At 47.0% G+C, this 24,155-nt stretch carries 25 protein-coding genes; 9 read left to right on the top strand and 16 right to left on the bottom strand.

What is annotated here, in order from left to right; translation table 11 throughout:
- The first annotated feature begins 12 nt into the window (after window positions 1–12).
- Entirely contained in the window at window positions 13–1,272 is a 1,260-nt protein-coding gene (gene envC, locus ACJHYD_RS13115) for a murein hydrolase activator EnvC (RefSeq protein WP_000196271.1), read from the top strand.
- Window positions 1,273–1,275: 3 nt separating this feature from the next.
- The gene (locus ACJHYD_RS13110) at window positions 1,276–2,235 is read left to right on the top strand and encodes a divergent polysaccharide deacetylase family protein (RefSeq protein WP_001551846.1); all 960 of its coding nucleotides are present in this window, start codon (window positions 1,276–1,278) and stop codon (window positions 2,233–2,235) included.
- Here ACJHYD_RS13110 and waaH read toward each other — a convergent pair.
- The 3 genes from waaH to kbl form a co-directional block, all read right to left on the bottom strand.
- On the bottom strand, window positions 2,222–3,256 hold the full coding sequence (gene waaH / locus ACJHYD_RS13105) for a UDP-glucuronate:LPS(HepIII) glycosyltransferase (RefSeq protein WP_000982075.1): 1,035 nt from the start codon (window positions 3,254–3,256) through the stop codon (window positions 2,222–2,224). The genes ACJHYD_RS13110 and waaH overlap by 14 nt on opposite strands.
- A gap of 238 nt (window positions 3,257–3,494) precedes the next feature.
- Window positions 3,495–4,520: an L-threonine 3-dehydrogenase gene (gene tdh, locus ACJHYD_RS13100; protein ID WP_000646014.1), complete on the bottom strand. Its 1,026-nt coding sequence runs from the start codon at window positions 4,518–4,520 to the stop codon at window positions 3,495–3,497.
- 9 nt (window positions 4,521–4,529) lie between these two features.
- Window positions 4,530–5,726: a glycine C-acetyltransferase gene (gene kbl / locus ACJHYD_RS13095; RefSeq protein WP_001213834.1), complete on the bottom strand. Its 1,197-nt coding sequence runs from the start codon at window positions 5,724–5,726 to the stop codon at window positions 4,530–4,532.
- Between the two features lie 213 nt (window positions 5,727–5,939).
- Between kbl and rfaD the strand changes: the two genes are divergently transcribed.
- From rfaD to rfaC, 3 genes are read left to right on the top strand one after another with little or no spacing between them, the layout of a single operon-like run.
- Window positions 5,940–6,872: an ADP-glyceromanno-heptose 6-epimerase gene (gene rfaD, locus ACJHYD_RS13090; RefSeq protein ID WP_000587750.1), complete on the top strand. Its 933-nt coding sequence runs from the start codon at window positions 5,940–5,942 to the stop codon at window positions 6,870–6,872.
- 9 nt (window positions 6,873–6,881) lie between these two features.
- Entirely contained in the window at window positions 6,882–7,928 is a 1,047-nt protein-coding gene (gene rfaF, locus ACJHYD_RS13085) for an ADP-heptose--LPS heptosyltransferase RfaF (RefSeq protein ID WP_000699228.1), read from the top strand.
- A gap of 3 nt (window positions 7,929–7,931) precedes the next feature.
- The gene (rfaC, locus tag ACJHYD_RS13080; RefSeq protein WP_001521607.1) at window positions 7,932–8,891 is read left to right on the top strand and encodes a lipopolysaccharide heptosyltransferase RfaC; all 960 of its coding nucleotides are present in this window, start codon (window positions 7,932–7,934) and stop codon (window positions 8,889–8,891) included.
- Window positions 8,892–8,938: 47 nt separating this feature from the next.
- On the opposite strand, the gene ACJHYD_RS13075 is transcribed toward rfaC, so the two are convergent.
- Genes ACJHYD_RS13075 through rfaQ form a run of 9 tightly spaced genes read right to left on the bottom strand, consistent with a single transcriptional unit; the run spans window position 8,939 to window position 17,801 of the window.
- A complete protein-coding gene (locus ACJHYD_RS13075) occupies window positions 8,939–10,192 on the bottom strand; it encodes an O-antigen ligase family protein (protein ID WP_000453196.1) in 1,254 nt (417 codons plus the stop codon).
- Between the two features lie 34 nt (window positions 10,193–10,226).
- A complete protein-coding gene (locus tag ACJHYD_RS13070; RefSeq protein WP_001052917.1) occupies window positions 10,227–11,000 on the bottom strand; it encodes a glycosyltransferase family 25 protein in 774 nt (257 codons plus the stop codon).
- 31 nt (window positions 11,001–11,031) lie between these two features.
- A complete protein-coding gene (locus ACJHYD_RS13065) occupies window positions 11,032–12,060 on the bottom strand; it encodes a UDP-galactose--(galactosyl) LPS alpha1,2-galactosyltransferase (RefSeq protein WP_000364807.1) in 1,029 nt (342 codons plus the stop codon).
- A 25-nt stretch (window positions 12,061–12,085) separates the two neighbouring features.
- The gene (gene rfaY, locus ACJHYD_RS13060) at window positions 12,086–12,778 is read right to left on the bottom strand and encodes a lipopolysaccharide core heptose(II) kinase RfaY (protein ID WP_000633080.1); all 693 of its coding nucleotides are present in this window, start codon (window positions 12,776–12,778) and stop codon (window positions 12,086–12,088) included.
- Window positions 12,779–12,787: 9 nt separating this feature from the next.
- Window positions 12,788–13,783 carry a glycosyltransferase family 8 protein gene (locus ACJHYD_RS13055; RefSeq protein ID WP_001551848.1) on the bottom strand — a complete coding sequence of 332 codons (996 nt, stop codon included), beginning with the start codon at window positions 13,781–13,783 and terminating at the stop codon, window positions 12,788–12,790.
- A gap of 16 nt (window positions 13,784–13,799) precedes the next feature.
- Window positions 13,800–14,816: a lipopolysaccharide 3-alpha-galactosyltransferase gene (gene waaO / locus ACJHYD_RS13050; protein ID WP_001272745.1), complete on the bottom strand. Its 1,017-nt coding sequence runs from the start codon at window positions 14,814–14,816 to the stop codon at window positions 13,800–13,802.
- A gap of 15 nt (window positions 14,817–14,831) precedes the next feature.
- Window positions 14,832–15,629, bottom strand: a complete 798-nt coding sequence (gene rfaP / locus ACJHYD_RS13045) for a lipopolysaccharide core heptose(I) kinase RfaP (RefSeq protein ID WP_001366774.1) — start codon at window positions 15,627–15,629, stop codon at window positions 14,832–14,834.
- Window positions 15,622–16,746 (bottom strand): glycosyltransferase family 4 protein, encoded by a 1,125-nt coding sequence (locus ACJHYD_RS13040; RefSeq protein WP_000634253.1) that lies wholly within the window; start codon window positions 16,744–16,746, stop codon window positions 15,622–15,624. The genes rfaP and ACJHYD_RS13040 overlap by 8 nt, the downstream gene beginning before the upstream one ends.
- Window positions 16,743–17,801 (bottom strand): lipopolysaccharide core heptosyltransferase RfaQ, encoded by a 1,059-nt coding sequence (rfaQ, locus tag ACJHYD_RS13035; protein WP_001521608.1) that lies wholly within the window; start codon window positions 17,799–17,801, stop codon window positions 16,743–16,745. Before rfaQ ends, ACJHYD_RS13040 begins: the two co-directional genes overlap by 4 nt.
- Before the next feature lie 412 nt (window positions 17,802–18,213).
- Here rfaQ and waaA point away from each other — a divergent pair, with 412 nt between their 5' ends.
- Together waaA and coaD are read left to right on the top strand one after the other, a co-directional pair.
- Window positions 18,214–19,491, top strand: coding sequence for a lipid IV(A) 3-deoxy-D-manno-octulosonic acid transferase (waaA, locus tag ACJHYD_RS13030; protein ID WP_000891564.1), 1,278 nt, complete (start codon window positions 18,214–18,216; stop codon window positions 19,489–19,491).
- Window positions 19,492–19,498: 7 nt separating this feature from the next.
- Window positions 19,499–19,978, top strand: coding sequence for a pantetheine-phosphate adenylyltransferase (coaD, locus tag ACJHYD_RS13025; RefSeq protein ID WP_001171866.1), 480 nt, complete (start codon window positions 19,499–19,501; stop codon window positions 19,976–19,978).
- A 38-nt stretch (window positions 19,979–20,016) separates the two neighbouring features.
- On the opposite strand, the gene mutM is transcribed toward coaD, so the two are convergent.
- From mutM to radC, 4 genes are all read right to left on the bottom strand, one after another.
- Window positions 20,017–20,826 (bottom strand): bifunctional DNA-formamidopyrimidine glycosylase/DNA-(apurinic or apyrimidinic site) lyase, encoded by an 810-nt coding sequence (gene mutM / locus ACJHYD_RS13020; protein ID WP_001114542.1) that lies wholly within the window; start codon window positions 20,824–20,826, stop codon window positions 20,017–20,019.
- A 97-nt stretch (window positions 20,827–20,923) separates the two neighbouring features.
- Window positions 20,924–21,091 carry a 50S ribosomal protein L33 gene (rpmG, locus tag ACJHYD_RS13015; RefSeq protein WP_001051798.1) on the bottom strand — a complete coding sequence of 56 codons (168 nt, stop codon included), beginning with the start codon at window positions 21,089–21,091 and terminating at the stop codon, window positions 20,924–20,926.
- Between the two features lie 20 nt (window positions 21,092–21,111).
- A complete protein-coding gene (rpmB, locus tag ACJHYD_RS13010; RefSeq protein ID WP_000091955.1) occupies window positions 21,112–21,348 on the bottom strand; it encodes a 50S ribosomal protein L28 in 237 nt (78 codons plus the stop codon).
- Window positions 21,349–21,564: 216 nt separating this feature from the next.
- On the bottom strand, window positions 21,565–22,233 hold the full coding sequence (gene radC / locus ACJHYD_RS13005) for a RadC family protein (RefSeq protein WP_001297375.1): 669 nt from the start codon (window positions 22,231–22,233) through the stop codon (window positions 21,565–21,567).
- A gap of 171 nt (window positions 22,234–22,404) precedes the next feature.
- On the opposite strand from radC, the gene coaBC reads away from it, so the two are divergent.
- Window positions 22,405–23,625, top strand: a complete 1,221-nt coding sequence (gene coaBC / locus ACJHYD_RS13000) for a bifunctional phosphopantothenoylcysteine decarboxylase/phosphopantothenate--cysteine ligase CoaBC (protein WP_000050171.1) — start codon at window positions 22,405–22,407, stop codon at window positions 23,623–23,625.
- Window positions 23,603–24,061 (top strand): dUTP diphosphatase, encoded by a 459-nt coding sequence (dut, locus tag ACJHYD_RS12995; protein WP_000976070.1) that lies wholly within the window; start codon window positions 23,603–23,605, stop codon window positions 24,059–24,061. Before coaBC ends, dut begins: the two co-directional genes overlap by 23 nt.
- Window positions 24,062–24,155: the final 94 nt, after the last annotated feature.

Here is a 24,155-nt window from a genome sequence, read left to right as displayed (position 1 = left end):
GCGATTAATACCATGACACGGGCCGTGAAACCGCGCAGGTTTGCAATCAGGCCCATCATCTACGCCAGCGTTCTTAGCGCTGGCGTATTGTTGTGCGCCTTTTCCGCCCACGCGGATGAGCGTGACCAACTCAAATCTATTCAGGCAGATATCGCCGCGAAAGAGCGCGCGGTACGCCAAAAGCAACAACAACGCTCCAGCCTGCTTGCTCAGTTGAAAAAGCAGGAAGAAGCGATCTCGGAAGCCACCCGTAAGCTGCGCGAAACGCAAAACACGCTCAATCAACTGAATAAACAGATTGATGAGATGAACGCGTCGATTGCCAAACTGGAGCAGCAAAAAGCCGCCCAGGAGCGCAGCCTCGCCGCACAACTGGATGCCGCATTCCGTCAGGGCGAGCATACCGGTATTCAGCTGATTCTCAGCGGTGAAGAAAGCCAGCGTGGACAGCGTTTACAGGCTTATTTCGGCTATCTCAACCAGGCGCGACAAGAAACCATTGCTCAGTTGAAACAAACGCGTGAAGAAGTCGCTATGCAACGCGCCGAGCTGGAAGAGAAACAGAGCGAGCAACAAACGCTGTTGTATGAGCAGCGCGCCCAACAGGCGAAGCTGACCCAGGCGCTGAACGAACGTAAAAAGACGCTGGCAGGGCTGGAGTCTTCCATCCAGCAAGGTCAGCAACAGTTGAGCGAGCTGCGCGCCAACGAATCCCGTCTGCGTAACAGCATTGCCCGTGCGGAAGCCGCGGCGAAAGCGCGTGCTGAACGAGAAGCGCGTGAGGCCCAGGCGGTTCGCGACCGCCAGAAAGAAGCGACGCGCAAAGGCACCACCTACAAACCGACCGAAAGCGAAAAATCGCTGATGTCCCGAACTGGTGGCCTGGGTGCGCCGCGTGGTCAGGCATTCTGGCCAGTTCGCGGGCCGACGCTGCATCGCTATGGCGAGCAGCTACAGGGTGAATTACGCTGGAAAGGAATGGTTATCGGTGCCTCTGAAGGTACTGAAGTTAAAGCAATTGCCGACGGTCGGGTGATTCTGGCTGACTGGCTGCAAGGCTACGGTCTGGTGGTGGTGGTTGAGCATGGTAAAGGCGACATGAGTCTTTACGGCTATAATCAGAGCGCACTGGTGAGCGTTGGTTCGCAGGTTCGCGCGGGCCAGCCGATTGCACTGGTGGGCAGCAGTGGCGGTCAGGGTCGGCCTTCACTCTATTTCGAAATTCGCCGCCAGGGTCAGGCGGTCAATCCACAGCCGTGGTTGGGAAGATAAGTTTTGTTTCCATTTCGTCGTAACGTTCTTGCATTTGCCGCTCTGTTGGCGCTCTCCTCCCCCGTAATTGCTGGCAAACTTGCCATCGTCATTGATGATTTTGGGTATCGCCCGCACAACGAAAACCAGGTGCTGGCGATGCCTTCCGCTATCTCCGTCGCTGTATTACCCGATTCACCACACGCCAGAGAGATGGCGACCAAAGCGCATAACAGCGGTCACGAAGTGTTGATTCATCTACCGATGGCACCACTGAGTAAACAGCCGCTGGAGAAAAATACGCTACGCCCGGAGATGAGCAGCGACGAAATTGAGCGCATTATTCGTAGTGCGGTCAATAACGTGCCCTATGCCGTGGGGATCAACAACCACATGGGCAGCAAGATGACCTCTAACCTGTTTGGTATGCAGAAAGTGATGCAGGCGCTGGAGCGTTACAATCTTTACTTCCTCGACAGCGTAACCATCGGTAATACCCAAGCGATGCGCGCCGCACAAGGCACTGGCGTGAAGGTGATCAAACGGAAAGTGTTCCTCGACGATTCGCAAAATGAAGCGGACATCCGTGTGCAGTTCAATCGCGCAATTGACCTCGCGCGTCGCAACGGTTCAACCATTGCCATTGGGCATCCTCACCCTTCAACGGTACGCGTGCTACAACAGATGGTTTATAACCTGCCGCCAGACATTACGCTGGTGAAAGCCAGCAGCTTGCTGAATGAACCGCAGGTTGATATGTCTACACCGCCGAAAAATACTGTGCCCGACACACCGCGTAATCCGTTCCGTGGCGTGAAGCTCTGCAAACCGAAGAAACCGATAGAACCTGTTTATGCTAATCGCTTCTTTGAAGTATTAAGCGAAAGCATCAGCCAGAGCACGCTGATCGTTTACTTCCAGCATCAGTGGCAAGGCTGGGGCAAACAGCCCGAAGCGGCAAAACTTAACGCTAGCGCAAATTAAAGGCGCTACGCGTAATGCGATGGTGCGACCGCGTTTTGTCGCGCCATTGCCATAAGCGGAAAGACCACAGTAACGCCTGGTAACCCACCTTCACGCTGCGCACATTAGTAATCAGGCGCTTATACATACCGGAAGTAAATATCTCGGCAATCATCCGTTGGCGGGTAAGAATATCCGGCTCTTTGCGCACCGCATGGCAAACACGCAATGCTTCGTAAGTTATTTGCTGATGAAATTCCGGATAAATCGTAATTTTGTCGGCATAATTTCGATTTAATTTCTCCAGCAGGCGGGTAATCTTAATATAGTGACGTTGATAATTAAGGTTTTTATTCCCTTGTCTATGCAACCGACTCACTGACGTATTATGCAGATAATATTTATATAATGATTGCTCGGTATATCGCGCACGCAGCGCATTAAACATGAATTCTGTTGTCCAGACAATATCCTGATGATGTAATCCGGCAATAAATTTAATGTTATTTTTAACAATAACATCGCGGCGATAAACCCCCATCCAGACAACGTGAGTCCAACGGCGGGAAGAAAGCCCCATCCGCAGCCAGTCCGGGCCGGTTAATACACCGGTTGAGCGAAGGCGATCGCTGGGGATGGATTGCCAGGTTTCTCCCGTTTCACGAAAACACCAGTCAGCGTTGCACTGCGCCACGTCGAGGTCGTCCTCTAACGCCATGGTCATCAGCGTTTCGTACATGGTGGGATACACCTCATCGTCAGCATCGACAAAAGCGACATATTTGCCCGTCGCCGCCTCGATCCCACGATTACGCGCCACCGATGCGCCAGCATTCGCCTGATGCAACAAACGAACGTGCGGATAGTTTTCTGCGTAATGCTTTGCTATTTCAACAGAATTATCCGTTGAACCATCGTTAATAATAATGATTTCCAGAGCAGTCCAGGTTTGCGTAATTAAAGATTCCATACAAGTGCGGAAATCATCGCCCGCATTATATAACGGAATAATAACACTAAGTTTATTGGTGCTGTTCATCATAAATTACCGACGACCTCTGAAGTTATCCTGACGTTTTACAGGCTTTGTATTAAGAAACTATTAAGCCTGTGAGATATTATTTTTACAGGTGAGAGAGTCACTTCAGGGTAGAGAGATAATGAGAACAGCTATATAAGAGATCAGCGCAATTACGAACTCTTTATTACACTGACAGGATTTTACATATTTAACGGATTATCCTCAGGAAAAAGGGCTGGAATACCAGCCCTTTTTTGTGTTAATCCCAGCTCAGGATAACTTTCCCGGACTGGCCCGAACGCATGGCGTCAAAGCCCTTCTGGAAATCATCGATAGAGAAACGATGAGTAATGATCGGCGAAAGATCGAGGCCAGACTGAATCAGCGCCGCCATCTTGTACCAGGTTTCAAACATCTCACGACCGTAAATACCTTTAATGAACAAGCCTTTAAAGATCACTTTGGTCCAGTCGATAGACATATCAGACGGTGGAATACCCAGCATCGCAATACGACCGCCGTGGTTCATGGTGTCGAGCATGGTACGAAACGCTGGCGGCGCACCGGACATTTCCAGACCGACATCAAAGCCTTCGGTCATGCCCAGTTCTGCCATCACATCATTGAGGTTCTCTTTAGCGACGTTAACCGCACGGGTGATACCCATTTTACGCGCCAACTCAAGGCGGTATTCGTTAACATCAGTAATCACCACGTTACGTGCACCAACGTGTTTCGCCACCGCCGCCGCCATAATACCAATCGGGCCTGCACCAGAGACCAGCACATCCTCGCCCACCAGATCAAACGACAGCGCGGTATGCACGGCGTTACCGAAGGGATCAAAAATGGAAGCCAGATCATCGGAAATATTGTCGGGGATTTTGAAAGCGTTGAACGCCGGAATCACCAGATACTCGGCAAAGCAGCCCGGACGGTTAACGCCGACGCCGATCGTGTTGCGGCACAGATGGGTACGACCGCCACGACAGTTGCGACAGTGACCGCAGGTGATATGGCCTTCGCCAGAAACGCGATCGCCAATCTTGAAACCTTTCACTTCCTGACCAATACCTACCACTTCACCGACATATTCATGGCCCACGACCATCGGCACCGGGATGGTTTTTTGCGACCACTCATCCCAGTTATAGATGTGAACGTCAGTCCCGCAGATGGCTGTTTTACGGATTTTAATCAGCAGATCGTTATGCCCGAGTTCCGGTACAGGAACGTCGGTCATCCAGATGCCCTCTTCCGCTTTCAGTTTGGATAACGCTTTCATCTCACATCCTCAGGCGATAACGCCCAGTTGTTTACCAATACGCGTGAATGCTTCTACTGCACGCGTAATTTGCTCAGGGGTATGCGCCGCAGACATCTGGGTACGAATACGCGCCTGACCTTTCGGAACGACCGGATAGAAGAAACCGGTGACGTAAATCCCCTCTTTTTGCAGCTCACGAGCAAATTTCTGCGCTACTACCGCATCGCCAAGCATGACCGGAATAATGGCGTGATCGGCTCCCGCCAGGGTAAAGCCCGCCGCCGACATTTGCTCACGGAACTGACGCGCGTTCGCCCACAGGCGGTCACGCAGTTCGCTGCCCGCTTCGACCATCTCCAGCACTTTGATAGACGCGGCAACAATGGCCGGTGCCAGCGAGTTGGAGAACAGGTACGGACGAGAACGCTGGCGCAGCCACTCAACCACTTCTTTGCGCGCCGCCGTGTAGCCGCCAGAAGCGCCACCCAGCGCTTTACCGAGCGTGCCGGTGATAATATCGACCCGGCCCATCACATCGCAGTATTCATGGGAACCACGACCGTTTTCACCGACAAAACCTACCGCGTGTGAGTCATCTACCATCACCAGGGCATCATATTTATCCGCCAGATCGCAAACGCCTTTCAGGTTGGCAATCACGCCGTCCATCGAGAACACACCATCGGTGGCAATCAGCACATGACGCGCACCGGCTTCACGCGCTTCTTTCAGACGTGCTTCCAGCTCCTGCATATCGTTGTTGGCATAACGATAGCGTTTAGCTTTGCACAGACGCACACCATCAATAATAGACGCGTGGTTCAGTGCGTCGGAGATAATGGCGTCTTCCGCGCCCAACAGCGTTTCGAACAGGCCACCGTTAGCATCAAAGCAGGAAGAGTAGAGAATCGCATCTTCCATCCCCAGGAAGGCCGCCAGTTTTTGTTCAAGCTCTTTATGGCTGTCCTGAGTGCCGCAAATAAAACGCACCGAAGCCATGCCGAAACCGTGAGAATCCATTCCCGCCTTTGCCGCCGCAATCAGATCCGGATGATTCGCCAGTCCGAGATAGTTATTGGCACAAAAGTTAATGACGTGGCTTCCATCAGCCACAGTGATATCTGCTTGCTGCGCAGACGTTATAATGCGCTCTTCTTTAAACAACCCTTCCGCCCGTGCGGTTTCCAGATCGTTGGTTAACTGCTGATAAAATTCTCCACGCATTGCGATTCTCCAGACAGGGCAAATTCCAGCACATATTACCCAAACTTATAGGTCGCGACGAGATGACGCGTTAACACTTCTGCAAAATTCAGGATAAATAACGTCCATCAATCTCACTTTTGGCGAATGGCTGAAGCCAACGCCGTGTAGTGATATGATAGAAGTATTCGTGTCTGAGATTGTCTCTGACTCCATAATTCGAAGGTTACAGTTATGATCATCGTTACCGGCGGCGCGGGCTTTATCGGCAGCAACATCGTTAAAGCCCTGAATGATAAAGGCATCACCGATATTCTGGTGGTGGACAACCTGAAAGACGGCACCAAGTTTGTGAACCTGGTGGATCTGGATATCGCGGACTATATGGATAAGGAAGACTTCCTGATCCAGATTATGGCTGGCGAAGAGTTCGGCGATGTCGAAGCGATTTTCCACGAAGGTGCGTGCTCTTCCACCACCGAGTGGGACGGCAAGTATATGATGGATAACAACTATCAATACTCCAAAGAGCTGCTGCACTACTGTCTGGAGCGCGAAATCCCGTTCCTGTATGCCTCTTCCGCAGCCACCTACGGCGGACGCACCTCCGACTTTATTGAATCCCGCGAGTACGAAAAACCGTTGAATGTCTACGGTTACTCAAAATTCCTGTTTGATGAATATGTTCGTCAAATCCTGCCAGAAGCGAACTCGCAGATTGTTGGCTTCCGCTATTTCAACGTTTATGGACCGCGTGAAGGCCATAAAGGCAGCATGGCGAGCGTCGCTTTCCATCTCAACACTCAGCTTAACAACGGTGAATCGCCGAAGCTGTTCGAAGGTAGCGAGAACTTCAAACGCGACTTCGTTTACGTAGGCGACGTGGCAGATGTAAACCTGTGGTTCCTGGAAAATGGCGTTTCCGGCATCTTCAACCTCGGTACTGGTCGTGCGGAATCCTTCCAGGCGGTAGCAGATGCTACGCTTGCTTATCACAAGAAAGGCCAAATCGAATACATTCCGTTCCCGGATAAACTGAAAGGCCGCTACCAGGCGTTCACGCAGGCAGATCTGACAAATCTGCGCGCGGCGGGTTACGACAAACCGTTCAAAACCGTTGCCGAAGGTGTAACGGAATACATGGCTTGGCTGAATCGCGACGCATAAGAGCTCTGCATGAAAATACTGGTGATCGGCCCGTCTTGGGTTGGCGACATGATGATGTCGCAAAGTCTCTATCGCACGCTCCAGGCGCGCTATCCCCAGGCGATAATCGACGTGATGGCACCGGCATGGTGCCGTCCATTATTATCGCGGATGCCGGAAGTTAACGAAGCTATTCCTATGCCTCTCGGTCACGGAGCGCTGGAAATCGGCGAACGCCGCAAACTGGGTCATAGTCTGCGTGAAAAGCGCTACGACCGCGCCTACGTCTTACCCAACTCCTTCAAATCCGCATTAGTGCCTTTCTTCGCGGGTATTCCTCATCGCACCGGCTGGCGCGGCGAGATGCGCTACGGTTTACTTAACGATGTACGCGTGCTCGATAAAGAAGCCTGGCCGCTAATGGTGGAACGCTATGTCGCGCTGGCCTATGACAAAGGCATTATGCGTACAGCACAAGATCTGCCGCAGCCATTGTTATGGCCGCAGTTGCAGGTGAGCGAAGGTGAAAAATCATATACCTGTAATCAATTTTCGCTTTCATCAGAACGTCCGATGATTGGCTTTTGCCCGGGTGCGGAGTTTGGTCCGGCAAAACGCTGGCCACACTACCACTATGCGGAGCTGGCAAAGCAGCTGATTGATGAAGGTTATCAGGTGGTTCTGTTTGGCTCGGCGAAAGATCATGAAGCGGGCAATGAGATTCTTGCCGCTTTGAATACCGAGCAGCAGGCATGGTGCCGGAACCTGGCGGGGGAAACACAGCTTGATCAAGCGGTTATCCTGATTGCAGCCTGTAAAGCCATTGTTACTAACGATTCTGGTCTGATGCACGTTGCGGCGGCGCTCAATCGTCCGCTGGTTGCCCTGTATGGTCCGAGTAGCCCGGACTTCACACCACCGCTATCCCATAAAGCGCGCGTGATCCGTCTGATTACCGGCTATCACAAAGTGCGTAAAGGTGACGCTGCGGAGGGTTATCACCAGAGCTTGATCGACATTACTCCCCAGCGCGTACTGGAAGAACTCAACGCGCTGTTGTTACAAGAGGAAGCCTGACGGATGCGGGTTTTGATCGTTAAAACATCGTCGATGGGCGATGTTCTCCATACGCTGCCCGCACTCACTGATGCCCAGCAGGCAATCCCAGGGATTAAGTTTGACTGGGTGGTGGAAGAAGGGTTCGCACAGATTCCTTCCTGGCACGCCGCCGTTGAGCGAGTTATTCCTGTGGCAATACGTCGCTGGCGTAAAGCCTGGTTCTCGGCCCCCATAAAAGCTGAACGCAAAGCGTTTCGTGAAGCGCTACAAGCAGAGAACTATGACGCAGTTATCGACGCTCAGGGGCTGGTAAAAAGCGCGGCGCTGGTGACGCGTCTGGCGCATGGCGTAAAGCATGGCATGGACTGGCAAACCGTTCGAGAACCGTTAGCCAGCCTGTTTTACAATCGTAAGCATCATATTGCAAAACAGCAGCACGCCGTAGAACGCACCCGCGAACTGTTTGCCAAAAGTTTGGGCTATAGCAAACCGCAAACCCAGGGTGATTATGCTATCGCACAACATTTCCTGACGAACCTGCCTACAGATGCTGGCGAATATGCCGTATTTCTTCATGCGACGACCCGTGATGATAAACACTGGCCGGAAGAACACTGGCGAGAATTGATTGGTTTACTGGCTGATTCAGGAATACGGATTAAACTTCCGTGGGGCGCGCCGCATGAGGAAGAACGGGCGAAACGACTGGCGGAAGGATTTGCTTATGTTGAAGTATTGCCGAAGATGAGTCTGGAAGGCGTTGCCCGCGTACTGGCCGGGGCTAAATTTGTAGTGTCGGTGGATACGGGGTTAAGCCATTTAACGGCGGCACTGGATAGACCGAATATCACGGTTTATGGACCAACCGATCCGGGATTAATTGGCGGATATGGGAAGAATCAGGTGGTTTGTAGGGCTCCGCTAATGAATTTAAATAATTTAGAAGCAGCGGCTGTTTATAAAAAAATCACATTAATTTAATAAATAGTAAGTGGGCATTATACCCACTTACTTAGTCAACGCTTTTATTATTGTGGTTCATTTTTACTCAAAAACGATATAGACAGGAAGAGGCACACAATCCACGATGCCGGTATTGGTTTAGCATGTGTAATGACATCACTAATGCCAAATAACATAATAGAAGCAGGGAAAACCAAGAGTATATATTTTTTCTCTCGTATACAGTAATAGATCATTGCAACATAGAACATAATAAGAACAAGAAGACCAATTTTTCCTTTCGTGGAAAGAGATTCCACAATTTCGTTATGCATATGTACATCAAGGAATAATAAAGCTCCACTATAAATATTATTTTCTGCACTTAATGCTTTTATCTTTTCAGCACGCTGCTCAAGAGATTGCCAATTAAAACCATCAGGACTTCCTTTAATTCCTGCATTAACCATTGCAAAACGTGCTCCGACCGAGGATTGACTGTTATTTTTTGTAGCATATGAAATAACATCAGCTTTTAATGAATTAATTCGCCTATCAATTTCCTTATTAAATATCAAACCACAAGCAAGTAGCAATATAAAAACACCACTCAATCCTTTAAATAAAAACACTTTTTGATCACGATGCTGAAGAAATAATATGACCATAATCATAAGTGGGAATGTGAAAATTGCCGCACGCGTTCCTGTCATCATTACTGCTGCAAAGCTTAAAGCAAAGTTAGCATAAAATAGAAACCATTTATATTTCGATTGCATTTTTATGAATACAATTGAAGAATATAAAGTTGTAAATGTAATCACATAAGCCGCAATAGTCGCTGCCCCCATCTGACCAATATTCCCATTCATGGCGGAGAGGGGAATGCGGTCTGCATGCAAATATATCCCTTGATAATATGCTCTACATAGCATGATTATTTGAACTAAGATAGCTGAAATAAAATGTAGTTTTTCATTTTGCCTGAATTTATTTTTACTTAGTAATAAAAATGTCAACGAGCTAAATACTAATAGTTTTCCAGACTCAAGGTAGCCTCGATAAGCATTTCTATATACTACATCTTCTGTTTTATAAAATTCATACCATATAAGGTTCATTGCACCCAAAAGAAGTAAACCAAGAATTAATATAATGACATTTTTATTATAATTGTGCTTTTTATTTACAATTAATAAGAAAAGAGAAAATGCACCTGTCGCATTAATTATTTTAGTGGTGATATTAAGATCAATTGGCACAAACAACAAACCGATTAAATACAATAAAAAAATAAAATTACAGCTATTATTTCGAAATTGCTCAATTTTTACTTCCACGTTAATATCTCACAACAAATTGAAATTAACAATCTCATTTCAAAAGAGAAAAAAAAGCCACCTTTATCCAGGAGCGTATAAACTTCATTCTTTTCTGAAGCCTTGTTCTAGGTTGTTTTTTTTCCGATGTTAATAGCCTTTCACTTTCAAGATGACTATTAAACTCATTTAAAATAGGATGTAATATTATTTCGTCTAAATAAAACTCTTTTATAATATTATGTTGATGCATTAACTTCCAGCTATCAGCTCGATAGGTGCCATAATCCTTTGTCAATTTGAGCAACTTTTGTGCCATATCTTTATTCATCAAATATGAACATGTACGACGAATTTTATTTTTATTGAAATTAACACGCCGAAAAGTACAAGTACTTACCTTAACTTTACTAAAAAGGCTTTGCCCCAATACCGGATAATCATGTAATCCTTTCTGTCCTCCAAGCAAATACAAATTATTATGTTTTAACTTGTCTTTTTCAGGAAGATTAAAATATTGCAGAAATTTTTTAAATTTCTCATTGACGATAACATCATCCTCGAGAATGACTGCCCATTCTATATTTTTATCTATCATATCCTTATATATAAGCTGATGACTTAATGTACAAGCAATTTCTCCATCAGTCATTTCTGCGCCGACACCACTTAATCTCATTTTATCAATAATTTCTTTATTTTGAGGGTCTTTAGCATCTATGGCATCAAAAAAATCAAAATTAATATTTAATCGATGAAAAACATCATTTATTTTATTTCTTCGCTCAATATCTCTTTTAAGTGAGACAATATAAATGGGCAAGTTCATTAAAAAATCTCTGGGTGATTAATCTTAATAATTATTTGGAAAAATGCTTACGCGCTATTTTCTTACTATAATAGAGCATGAAATAGTAAAATGAAGATGCAATATTACCATTTCTTTTCAAATGTCTGGATTTCACTTGATACTGCTTTTCATTCGTGGCTGGAATAAACGCCACATCATTCCAGCAAGAAGCCTGATAAGCCTCATTAAAATACTTCTGGCAGGGATAATTCGTCCAGTCGTTCCAGGGCTTCGTTACGCCAACATAATGAATCAGCTTAGTATCATCGGTAATGGTCTTTTTATAATCTTCATCGCTTTTATTTTTTAACTCATAGTCAATGCCATAAAAGCAATCATAATCGCCGCTAATAAAAATACAATGACCAAAGAACAGAATATTTAAAATATCCTGATCAAGGCATTTATACTTCGTATGCTGCGGGTCACTTGCCAGCATAGCAATGGCTTTATTCATAAAATCATTTTTCGCCCATGCTTCAAGCTGCAGATATACTACACCGGCGTTGAAATAATTACCTGGAAGTCCCTCTATAGCCAGACGCTTCGCTGGTTTTTCCTGCATAAAAGGCACATCTTTAATAACAGCTGCGAACTTATCGCCATCAAAATTAATATCAAGCAATCCAGCTAATGAGCCTTTACAGATGACATCAGCATCGATATATAACAGATTTTCAATAACTTCACTCAGATACTGGAACGCAACTAAACGGAAGAATGTTGCATAAGACCACTGTTTCAGGCTGGGGAAGATATCAATAAAGGCACTGGAGACTTTATAAATTCTTACTTCAACGTTAGCATTTTTGCTGGTAAAAGCGTTAACACGTTGTAGATAATCTTCATCAATGTAGTCGGTAAAGAGATGAAACTTAACCGCAAGGTCCGGGTTATGCATAATAACTGATTGCATAGATACTGCCGCACCAAATAAAAAGTTGCGGTCAATACCGTAAGCGATATTTAACACACGATCGGTGTTAGTAATTTTCCCAGAGACAGTGACTTCAGTAATACTCTCAGCTAATAAATCCATGTTGGTTCCGTTTTGACTGTGTGGTTTACGCTTTGCCTTTTAATTTTTTAATAAATTTGCGTAGTTTGGTTCTGTAGATTACTGAATAGTAGCCATAATCTTTTATTTCGTTGGCAATACCCAGGTGACGTTCCATGGCCAGACGATCACGAGCTTTACGCTCTGCCGTACAGCTTTTACCGGATAGGTCAATTATCCTGACACCATCTTTACTAACGATAAAGTTACCCCGGTGTGGGTCGCCCGATAGCATATTTAAGGCATGCAATTTTTCCATTGAAGCCTTAATTTCTGCTTTAACATTTTCTGGAATAATCGGCATATCATTGAGCTCTACGCCCTCGACATACTCGATAAGCATGATAAAAACACTGGCATAGTTGAAAAATTTACGCTCAGCCAGAAAATAAAAATCATTAGGAAAAGTAAGACCTGCACTTCTGACACGATCGGTTTCAACGATCAAATTCTGATAGTAGTCACCTTTTACAAAAGATTTAAAAAAACGTTCATTCCTTTTCGTTTTCGGAGCAAAGACTTTAAAAACATAGCGACCATATTTCGTATCAATCAACGATACTTTGGTATCATCAATATTACGTAATACTTTTACTGTTTTAAAATTATAGGCCAGTATTTCATCAAAGATTTCTTTATATTTATTATCATTATCTTTGTAATAAAATGAGAAGCCGCGATAACGTATACTTGTAATCATAAGAGTAATTTATTTCTTAAGCTTGTACTTAATTAATGAAGTTATGCCTTTTATATACTCACCATGGGCAAACAGATGCTTATATTGTTTCTGCATTTCTGCAACAGTCCGCGCCTCTTTAAGAGGATATTTCTTCCAGGGAGATTGTTCACGCGCGATATTAAAGTATGATGCAGACGGATATCCAGCCCAGCTATGCCATGGTTTAGTTATCCCTGTATAGTGAATCAACACTGTTTTATCGGTAATGGTTTGCTGATACTTTCGATGACTACGATCATAAAGTTCGTTTTTCAGGGTATAAATAGTATCAAAATCCTTCGCAAGGTAGATATTATTCATATTAAATGCGATATTCAACGCATCCTGATCTAAATATTTAAGAGAGCCATATTTAGTTTCCCCTCGTAAAAGTTTGAGTAAATACGGTGTCAAATTTGCTTCATGCCATTTTTTAAGATTGACATAGATAACGCCTGCATTGAAATAACGTCCATTCATTTCGGGAATGTTGAGGCGTTTTGCACATGCCGCCTGAGTACTATCATTGTCAGGAATGACCGCAGCAAACTCATCTTTAAATATAATTTCTGTGAGAGGTTTCAGGCTTCCTTTACAAACAACATCGGCATCCAGATACAGCAGTGTGGAAATACTTTCACTCAGATATTCAAAAGACAATACCCTGAAGTATGTCGCGTACGACCAAAACTGTGACGTCGGCAGATCAGCAAAGTATTTGGGGTCAATTAAATATACAATAATTGAGGTATTAAATTGTTTTGCTGTTTCATTAAATGACTTTAAATAATCATCATCCACATAATCAGTGAAAACATGAAAGACAAAATTAATATCTGAATTATTAATCAAAACGGAAGAAATTGAAACGCCAGCACCATACAAAAAATTCTTATCGATACCGTAGGAAACATTTAGCTCTGGGGCGTCTTCTTTTTTATTATCTGCTAAATACGAAAACCGTTCTTTTATAAATTCATTCATTTAACTTTTCTCAATTTCATTTTATTATCTTTAAATAAAAATAATAAATATAATTCATTATCCCGTTAATTGGTTTATTTTGTTTAAAATTATGCTTGGCGCAATAACGAGCATAGTTTGAGTTAACTGGCCGCATTAACGGTTCATTTTTCCAGGGCGATGCTTCTTTGGCTTTGATAAAAGGTTGCGCACTTGGATAACCGGCCCAGTAATGCCAGGGTTTTGTCGGGCCGACATAATGAATTAATACGGTTTCATCATTAATTGGACAAACAAATGATTTTTTTAATTCATAATTTAAACTAAATTGCGTATTGTATTTAGCATCAATGAATTTAACTTTCCCTAACAGGATAAGATTAAGGATATCTTGATCCATATAGGTTAAACGGGAAACGATGGCTTTATCAGCAAGCATCGACATCGCTTTAGCAGAAACGGACTCCTGCGCCCACGCTAGTGTATTAATTAACAGGACACCTGAATTAAAGTAACCCTTTTCAAGTTCATTACACTGCAGACTTTGACCCCGTAACGACCACCAGTTAGCATCGCGTTCAGTAACAACAGCAGCAACGTTATTGGCAAGATCCATTGTTATCAGCGGCTTTAAGTTTCCCTGACAGGCGATATCAGCATCCAGGTAAAGGATCTTATCTTGTTGATCAATAAAGTAATCTGCAATTACAAAACGGAAATACATGGCAATAGACCAATTTTTGGTCGTCGGTAATGCCTTAAGCCGTTCACAATTTACTAGATGGATCTGGATACAGGTACGATAGCTTTTCGCCAATTGGGCTAAACGCTGGATATCGGCTTCAGGGATAGCATCAATAAAAACGTGGAAAACAAAACTCACGTCGTTGTTATGTAACAAAACTGACGTGATTGAAACACCACAACCAAAAAGAAAGTTTTTATCAATGCCATAAGAAACATGGAATGATGATGCCACTGACGCCGCTGGCCTTTCATCGAAGATGATTGTCTTATTGATCATCTCTTGTGGATTAAAATAGTGGGCACTCATATTTCTCTCCGGAAATTACAACGATTTTCTAATCGTTCTTTCCCTGATTTTTGTGGCTTTTGCTTCTGCTTGCGACAGCAGCCCTTGTTCCTGCTTGATAATGTCTTTAAGCGGGGCGACAAAATACACTTTCATAAACCGCCAGATATCCCGCTGAGTCAGGCCAATATTCATCGAAGAAAAATAAAGTCCAATAAGATCTTTATCGCGCCAACGACGTGGAACGCGCGTGCGAAGCTGCGCCCGGTGCAGGTCAATTACTGAAATTTTTAACTCCTCTTCCTTACCGGAAAAAGGCAAGTGCAGCAGGAAATGACAGATATAACAGTCACGGTGGTTAATGCCCGCAGCATGCATATCGCGCACCATCGTCGCGACACGCTTAATAAGCATACGCTTTACGCGAACATCTGGTGGGTTAGTCGCCCAGTCAGCACAGTAATCTTCCAGACTGATGGTTGGTGTCAGATCTTCGGTTATAATAAACGAGGTTCTGGTGAGCGGATTAATGCCTTTTTCGCCGAATGCCACCCCATACATAGTATCAACGCCGACATCCCGCAGTCGATGAATCGCATTCCATTCGCGGTCTGCGCCTAATACTGGCATCCGCAATGAGAGTAAATTTTTGATTATCTCTTTCAGGGTCGTGCCGCGATGCCATTTGAGAAAATAGCTTTTGCCCGCCATTTCAAAGCGCAGAGTGCGGCGAGTTTCCAGTTCACGAAATACCTCACCCTGCAAGGTTTTAACTTCCTCAAAAGGATCTTTACCGCGCCATAACGTGGCAAACGGCTCTTTAAGTTCAACCATCCAGACCACCCGTTATGATGTCCGCCGCTTTCTCTGGCAGACTGTATAAATCTTGTGTATCAGCATAATGTCGCGCATTTTCCGCCCAGGCCTGGCGCAATGAAGATTGCGTTAACGCTTTGCGTAAAATCTCATTCAATGTTTCCTGGCGGAATGGCTCAGCAATAGCCTCGCCGCAATTGGCGTCGACAATATAATGCGCATAGCCACAAACGGCTGTTGTTAGTACCGGTAATCCTGCAGTTATCGCTTCCAGCAGTACAATTCCCGCGGCTTCCTGGTAGGCAGGATGCAGTAATAAATCCGCCGCCGCCATTAATTCCGAGACATCGTTGCGCCCCGAGAAGAAGTGAACATTACTGCGCACGCCGCGTTTTTCTGCCAGCGCCTCAAATTTTCGCGGTTTATCCTGCCCAACAACATATAGCAATGTGTTGTGGCGCAGCGAATCCGGTAACGAAGCAAGTGCTTCAATGGAACGATCGACACCTTTACGCGTGAAGTCTGAACCAACCTGCAACAATAAATATTGTTGTTCGGTTATTCCATTCTTCTTACGGAAGATTTCACGGCTATTGGCTGGCTGCTGGCTATATTTACGATCAGGATAAATCCCCGGTGGCAGAATATGAAAACGCTCCACTTCAGTCTGATAATGTTTCTGGAAATCGGCGATTTGCTTATCTGTCAGCATCAGCAGCTGTGTCGGCTTGCCCTGTTCGAAGGTTGCCCGCTCAAAGGCGGCATAATGGCGATAACGTGACGTCAGGCGATAGAAAAAGCCTTTTTCCTGCGCTACTTTCTCGGCATAACAAACATCAGCGGCATAATAAACGTCCAGCCCCGGCATTTTGTTGAATCCAACGACTTTATCGACGGGATGTTCGCGTAAATGTTTTTGCACCCAGGCAAAATACTCCGCATTGCGCCCGTGATTGGTATGCGATTTAACCGGCACTTTGATCAGTTCAAATACATCAGGACATTCGCCTTCCCACGACTGGGTATAAACCCGAACATGATGACCTCGGGCGGCGACTGTCTGAGCAATACGCATAAAATCGCGCTGCAAACCGCCAAAGGGAAAATATTTATATAAACAAAAAGCAACGATCATAACGACGTACCTGTCGTGGAGGAGGGCAGTAATTTATCGACAGCAGCAATGACATCTGCCGCCGGAATAACCGAAAGATACATCTCATTTCGGTCACGCTGATCGCGCGTTGGCATTTCCCGGTAATCTCCCGCCCAGAATTGAATCATGTTATTTGACCAGGGACGCCAGAAAATATGGTCTGTCGCACCAAACAGCGATATCAGCGGCGTATTAACTGCTGCGGCAATATGCGCCGGTGCGGAATCAACGCCAATAAACAGCTGCGCATGATCGATTAACGCACCAAGTTCCGGGAAGGTCACCTTTCCGGCCAGCGCCGTTACTGGTGGCGTCTGGCATCCTTGCGCAATTTCATTGACGCAGACCAGATCGTCTTTATCTGGGCCGGACGTCAGAACGACTTCATAACCACGAGCATGTAAGGCATCAATCACAGCGGAAAACTTGGCGTTGTCCCAGCATTTGAAGATTTGCCGCGCCGTAGGTTGGATAACCACATAATTTTGTCCAACACCAGCGTGATCAAGTTCGCGACGCATACGTTTCCAGCTTGCAGGCGGGTAACTCATGGTTGTCTGCTTCACCAACGAATCAAGTCCCAATGGTGTCAGCACGGATAAGTTACTTTCCACCACATTTCCACCCTGCAACGGCACCAAATGGGTGAAACTTTTACGCCAAAAAGCAGACTGCCGATGATGATAATCCTGGGAAATTTTCACACGGGCATTTAATAAGCGAACCAGTATAGCAACCATCCATTGATCGGTAAGATTGACGATAAGGTCATACTTATTGGCACGTAATACCTTGATGAGATGAAAAAAGTTGGCGATTTTTTCTGAGGCTTTTGCTTTTTTATTTTTTATGCCGTAGAGCGCGTTAATCTCTGGATTTTCAGACAGGATCGGGATGGTGTCCTGATAAAGCAGCACATCGATTTTTGCGTCAGGGTAATTTTTTTTCAGCGAACTAATGACGGGAGTAGTTAATAACATATCCCCATGAAAACGCATCTTAATGAGCAAAATTCTTCGAAATGGCTTATCCACAAGTAACTCTTTTTGTTGAGATTATCCGATTAAGGTGAAGCAGAAAAAGCACGCTACCGCCCCAGGCTCAACAGCTACCTGAATACTGATACCGCACTGATATTGACGCGCTAGTGTATCACTTCTTTCGCGGCAATCCGACCCGAATGATTTTTAAGCACATTGTTGATTTTCAATAAAGAAATCAATCAAATAAAATCATTAGCAACCATATTCTTTCACTGTTGCTCTGCGATTCCTTCCTGCACGTACTGCAGAAATCAATGAATCGCATAAAAATACAAAAAAAGTATAGATGTTCAGCAAGAATTGGCGGGTAAATTGCTATTTAAGTCAAAAACGGGAAAAGTAATGGTAAAGCCACAGCTAAATACATAGAATCCCCAGCACATCCATAAGTCAGCTATTTACTATGCTCGAATTGCTTTACACCGCCCTTCTCTACCTTATTCAGCCGCTGATCTGGATACGGCTCTGGGTGCGCGGACGTAAGGCTCCGGCCTATCGAAAACGCTGGGGTGAACGTTACGGTTTTTACCGCCATCCGCTAAAACCAGGCGGCATTATGCTGCACTCCGTCTCCGTCGGTGAAACTCTGGCGGCAATCCCGTTGGTGCGCGCGCTGCGTCATCGTTATCCTGATTTACCGATTACCGTTACAACCATGACGCCAACCGGTTCGGAGCGCGTACAATCGGCTTTCGGGAAGGATGTTCAGCACGTTTATCTGCCGTATGACCTGCCCGATGCACTTAATCGTTTCCTGAATAAAGTCGACCCTAAACTGGTGTTGATTATGGAAACCGAACTATGGCCTAACCTGATTGCGGCGCTACATAAACGTAAAATTCCGCTGGTGATCGCTAACGCGCGACTCTCTGCCCGCTCGGCCGCAGGTTACGCCAAACTGGGTAAATTCGTCCGCCGCTTGCTGCGTCGTATTACACTGATTGCTGCGCAAAATGAAGAAGATGGCGCGCGTTTTGTGGCGCTGGGCGCAAAAAATAATCAGGTGACCGTTACCGGTAGCCTGAAATTTGATATTTCTGTAACGCCGCAACTGGCTGCTAAAGCCGTGACGCTGCGCCGCCAGTGGGCACCACACCGCCCGGTATGGATTGCCACCAGCACTCACGAAGGCGAAGAGAGTGTGGTGATCGCCGCACATCAGGCATTGTTACAGCAATTCCCTAATTTATTGCTCATCCTGGTACCCCGTCATCCGGAACGCTTCCCGGATGCGATTAACCTTGTCCGCCAGGCTGGACTAAGCTATATCACACGCTCTTCAGGGGAAGTCCCTTCCACCAGCACGCAGGTTGTGGTTGGCGATACGATGGGCGAGCTGATGTTACTGTACGGCATTGCCGATCTCGCCTTTGTTGGCGGTTCACTGGTTGAACGTGGTGGGCATAATCCGCTGGAAGCTGCCGCACACGCTATTCCGGTATTGATGGGGCCGCATACTTTTAACTTTAAAGACATTTGCGCGCGGCTGGAACAGGCAAGCGGGCTGATTACCGTTACCGATGCCACTACGCTTGCAAAAGAGGTTTCCTCTTTACTCACCGATGCCGATTACCGTAGTTTCTATGGCCGTCATGCCGTTGAAGTACTGTATCAAAACCAGGGCGCGCTACAGCGCCTGCTTCAACTGCTGGAACCTTACCTGCCACCGAAAACGCATTGAGGTTGTTATGCAAAAACGGGCGATTTATCCGGGTACTTTCGATCCCATTACCAATGGTCATATCGATATCGTGACGCGCGCCACGCAAATGTTCGATCACGTTATTCTGGCGATTGCCGCCAGCCCCAGTAAAAAACCGATGTTTACTCTGGAAGAGCGTGTGGCGCTGGCACAGCAGGCAACCGCGCATCTGGGGAACGTGGAAGTGGTCGGGTTTAGTGATTTGATGGCGAACTTCGCCCGTAATCAACACGCTACGGTGCTGATTCGTGGCCTGCGTGCGGTGGCGGATTTTGAATATGAAATGCAGCTGGCGCATATGAATCGCCACTTAATGCCGGAACTGGAAAGTGTGTTTCTGATGCCGTCGAAAGAGTGGTCGTTTATCTCTTCATCGTTGGTGAAAGAGGTGGCGCGCCATCAGGGCGATGTCACCCATTTCCTGCCGGAGAATGTCCATCAGGCGCTGATGGCGAAGTTAGCGTAGCGTTTATGCCGGATGGTATGCCATCCGGCGCGCATCAATTACTTCTGGCACTGCCGACAATAAAACGTTGCCCGCTGCGCATGTTTAGTCGCCACAATCGGCGTACCGCACACACGACACGGCTCGCCTTTTCGCCCGTAAACCTGCAATTCTTGAGCGAAATAGCCCGGTTTACCGTCGCTTTGCAGAAAATCTTTCAGCGTTGTACCGCCCTGCTCAATCGAACGCAGCAACACCGCTTTAATCACCCGAGCCAGCAATTCACACTCTGCCAGCGACAGTGATGACGCCAGCCGATCCGGATGGATCCCCGCCGCAAACAGAGATTCGCTGGCATAGATATTCCCTACCCCTACCACCAGCTTGTTATCCATCAGCCACGGTTTAATCGCCGTTTTTTTCTTCTCGCACTTCTGATGCAGGTACTCACCGTTGAAATCGTCGCTAAGCGGCTCCGGTCCAAGATGGGCCAGCACGTTGTGCCCTTCCAGCTCTTTGGTCCACAGCCAGGCACCAAAGCGGCGCGGATCGGTGTAGCGCAGCACTTTACCGTTGCTCATCACCAAATCAACATGGTCATGCTTTTCAGGGGGAAGTTCTTCTGGAAGGATGCGCAGGCTGCCAGACATCCCCAAATGAATGATAATCCAGCCCTCAGGCAGCTCCAGCAGCAGATATTTAGCCCGCCGCTGCACGCTAAGCACTGGTTGGTCGCTTAAACGGTAGATCTCTTCTGAAACCGGCCAGCGCAAGCGTCCGTTGCGCACCACCGCATGAAGAATGGTTGCACCAACGAGATGCGGTTCTATGCCGCGACGGCTGGTTTCAACTTCGGGTAATTCAGGCATAGCATCTCCAGGAATGAACAGATGCAGTCAATATGGGGGCAAGCAGATAACAAAAAACCCCGCCGGAGCGAGGTTTTTTGTTACATCAAAGCGGAAATTATTTGATTTTCGCTTCTTTGTAGATCACGTGCTGGCGAACAACTGGATCGAATTTTTTCAGTTCCAGTTTTTCCGGCTTAGTACGTTTGTTCTTCGTAGTGGTATAGAAGTGACCAGTACCAGCAGAAGAAACCAGCTTGATTTTCTCACGAATACCTTTAGCCATGATTTATTTCCTCTAAGTACTTAGTACTTTTCGCCACGGGCACGCAGTTCAGCCAGAACTGTATCGATGCCTTTTTTATCGATTACACGCATACCTTTAGCAGATACGCGCAGGGTGACAAAACGCTTCTCGCTCTCAACCCAGAAACGGTGAGAGTGCAGGTTCGGCAGGAAACGGCGTTTAGTCGCGTTCAGTGCGTGGGAACGGTTGTTACCGGTCACCGGACGCTTGCCAGTAACTTGGCAGACTCGGGACATGTCTATTCTCCAAAAATCAAATTAGCTCGAGCTTCGTATGGGGTATTGGCGCCTCGTCAGGCTTTACAGCCCGGTCATCGCAGTTCTATGTGAACTCTCGATTGCCAGGCCCAAATGCCAAACCCGAGATTCTCAAAGGTGGCGTAGTATACGCTGACTCAGCGATGTGCTCAAGTCCCGAACAGACAAAGATCCCGAAGGATCGCGCATAGCGGGTTAAATCCAGCCGCGTTCGGCAAAAGAAACATACTCTCCACGCCCAATCACGATATGGTCGAGCACGCGTAAATCCATGAACTGACAACTCTTTATTATCCGTTCAGTAATGAGTTTATCCGCTTTACTGGGTTCAGCACAACCCGAAGGGTGATTATGTGCAAGGATCAGCGCCGAGGCATTTATTTTTATCGCTTCGCGGATAATTTCCCGAGGATGGACTTCAACATGGTTTAGCGTGCCGGAAAAAAGACGGCTATGCGTTATAACCCGGTGTTGTGAGTCGAGAAAGATCACCATAAAGATCTCCCGCTCCTCCCCCGTGAGCTGGCTTTGTAAAAATTCCCGCGTCATCTCCGGGCTGAGTAAAGGGCTTTCTTCACGCATCCGCACGTTGTAGTAACGCCGCGCTAGTTCAGCAATCCCCTTTAACTGGGCAAATTTCGCCACGCCAATTCCATGAACACCACTAAATTGTTCATATTCAGAGGTTAACAAGCCATAAAGAGAGCCGAAATTCTCCAGCATCTCTTTTGCCAGGGTTAATACATCTTTACCGCGCGTTCCGGTACGCAGAAATAGCGCCAGCAGCTCGACATCCGTTAAGGCGCTAATACCAAACTTCAGCATTTTTTCGCGCGGCATCAACAGCTGTGCATTGTTTTTCACCTTCACCTCCTTTGTGGTGCTCGCATCCTGTCATAGCCGTTCCGTTAAATCGACGGCCAGTTTTCAATCCTGGAAAACGCCTCGCAAAGTGATTCTCAGGTGAAGGCACGACAACAAAAGTATTGTGATAAAATCGCCAACTTCTGGTGTCACCCAACAGGAAAAATCATCATGAGCCTGGCCGGTAAAAAAATCGTTCTCGGCGTCAGCGGCGGTATTGCTGCCTATAAAACCCCTGAACTGGTGCGTCGTTTGCGCGAGCGCGGGGCCGACGTCCGCGTAGCCATGACCGAAGCGGCAAAAGCCTTTATCACCCCACTTAGCTTGCAGGCGGTTTCTGGTTATCCCGTTTCCGACAGTCTGCTGGACCCAGCAGCCGAAGCCGCTATGGGCCATATTGAGCTGGGTAAATGGGCTGATTTAGTGATTCTCGCCCCTGCCACGGCAGATTTGATTGCCCGTGTTGCTGCCGGAATGGCGAATGACCTGGTATCGACGATTTGTCTGGCTACACCTGCGCCTGTAGCCGTGCTCCCCGCCATGAACCAGCAGATGTACCGTGCCGCTGCCACGCAGCATAATTTAGAGGTGCTTGCTTCCCGTGGTTTGCTCATCTGGGGGCCAGACAGTGGCAGTCAGGCTTGTGGTGATATCGGTCCTGGGCGAATGCTCGATCCGTTAACCATTGTGGATATGGCGGTGGCGCATTTTTCGCCCGTCAACGACCTGAAACATCTGAACATTATGATTACCGCCGGCCCGACGCGTGAACCGCTCGATCCCGTGCGTTATATCTCTAATCACAGCTCCGGCAAGATGGGTTTTGCTATCGCCGCCGCCGCTGCCCGTCGTGGCGCGAACGTCACGCTGGTATCAGGTCCGGTTTCACTACCGACGCCACCGTTTGTTAAACGTGTTGATGTGATGACTGCGCTGGAAATGGAAGCGGCCGTGAATGCTTCTGTACAGCAGCAAAATATTTTTATCGGTTGCGCCGCCGTGGCGGATTATCGCGCAGCTACCGTGGCCCCAGAGAAAATCAAAAAGCAGGCCACGCAGGGTGATGAATTAACAATAAAAATGGTTAAAAACCCCGATATCGTCGCAGGCGTTGCCGCACTAAAAGACCATCGACCCTACGTCGTTGGATTTGCCGCCGAAACAAATAATGTGGAAGAATACGCCCGGCAAAAACGTATCCGTAAAAACCTTGATCTGATCTGCGCGAACGATGTTTCCCAGCCAACTCAAGGATTTAACAGCGACAACAACGCATTACACCTTTTCTGGCAGGACGGAGATAAAGTCTTACCGCTTGAGCGCAAAGAGCTCCTTGGCCAATTATTACTCGACGAGATCGTGACCCGTTATGATGAAAAAAATCGACGTTAAGATTCTGGACCCGCGCGTTGGGAAGGAATTTCCGCTCCCGACTTATGCCACCTCTGGCTCTGCCGGACTTGACCTGCGTGCCTGTCTCGACGACGCCGTAGAACTGGCTCCGGGTGACACTACGCTGGTTCCGACCGGGCTGGCGATTCATATTGCCGATCCTTCACTGGCGGCAATGATGCTGCCGCGCTCCGGATTGGGACATAAGCACGGTATCGTGCTTGGTAACCTGGTAGGATTGATCGATTCTGACTATCAGGGCCAGTTGATGATTTCCGTGTGGAACCGTGGTCAGGACAGCTTCACCATTCAACCTGGCGAACGCATCGCCCAGATGATTTTTGTTCCGGTAGTACAGGCTGAATTTAATCTGGTGGAAGATTTCGACGCCACCGACCGCGGTGAAGGCGGCTTTGGTCACTCTGGTCGTCAGTAACACATACGCATCCGAATAACGTCATAACATAGCCGCAAACATTTCGTTTGCGGTCATAGCGTGGGTGCCGCCTGGCAAGTGCTTATTTTCAGGG

The organism is Escherichia sp. WS1368, from assembly GCF_046487485.1.
GTDB classification, from domain to species: Bacteria; Pseudomonadota; Gammaproteobacteria; order Enterobacterales; family Enterobacteriaceae; genus Escherichia; species Escherichia coli.
Note: the sequence above shows the minus strand (reverse complement) of the source record. Positions and strands in the feature narration are given on the sequence as shown.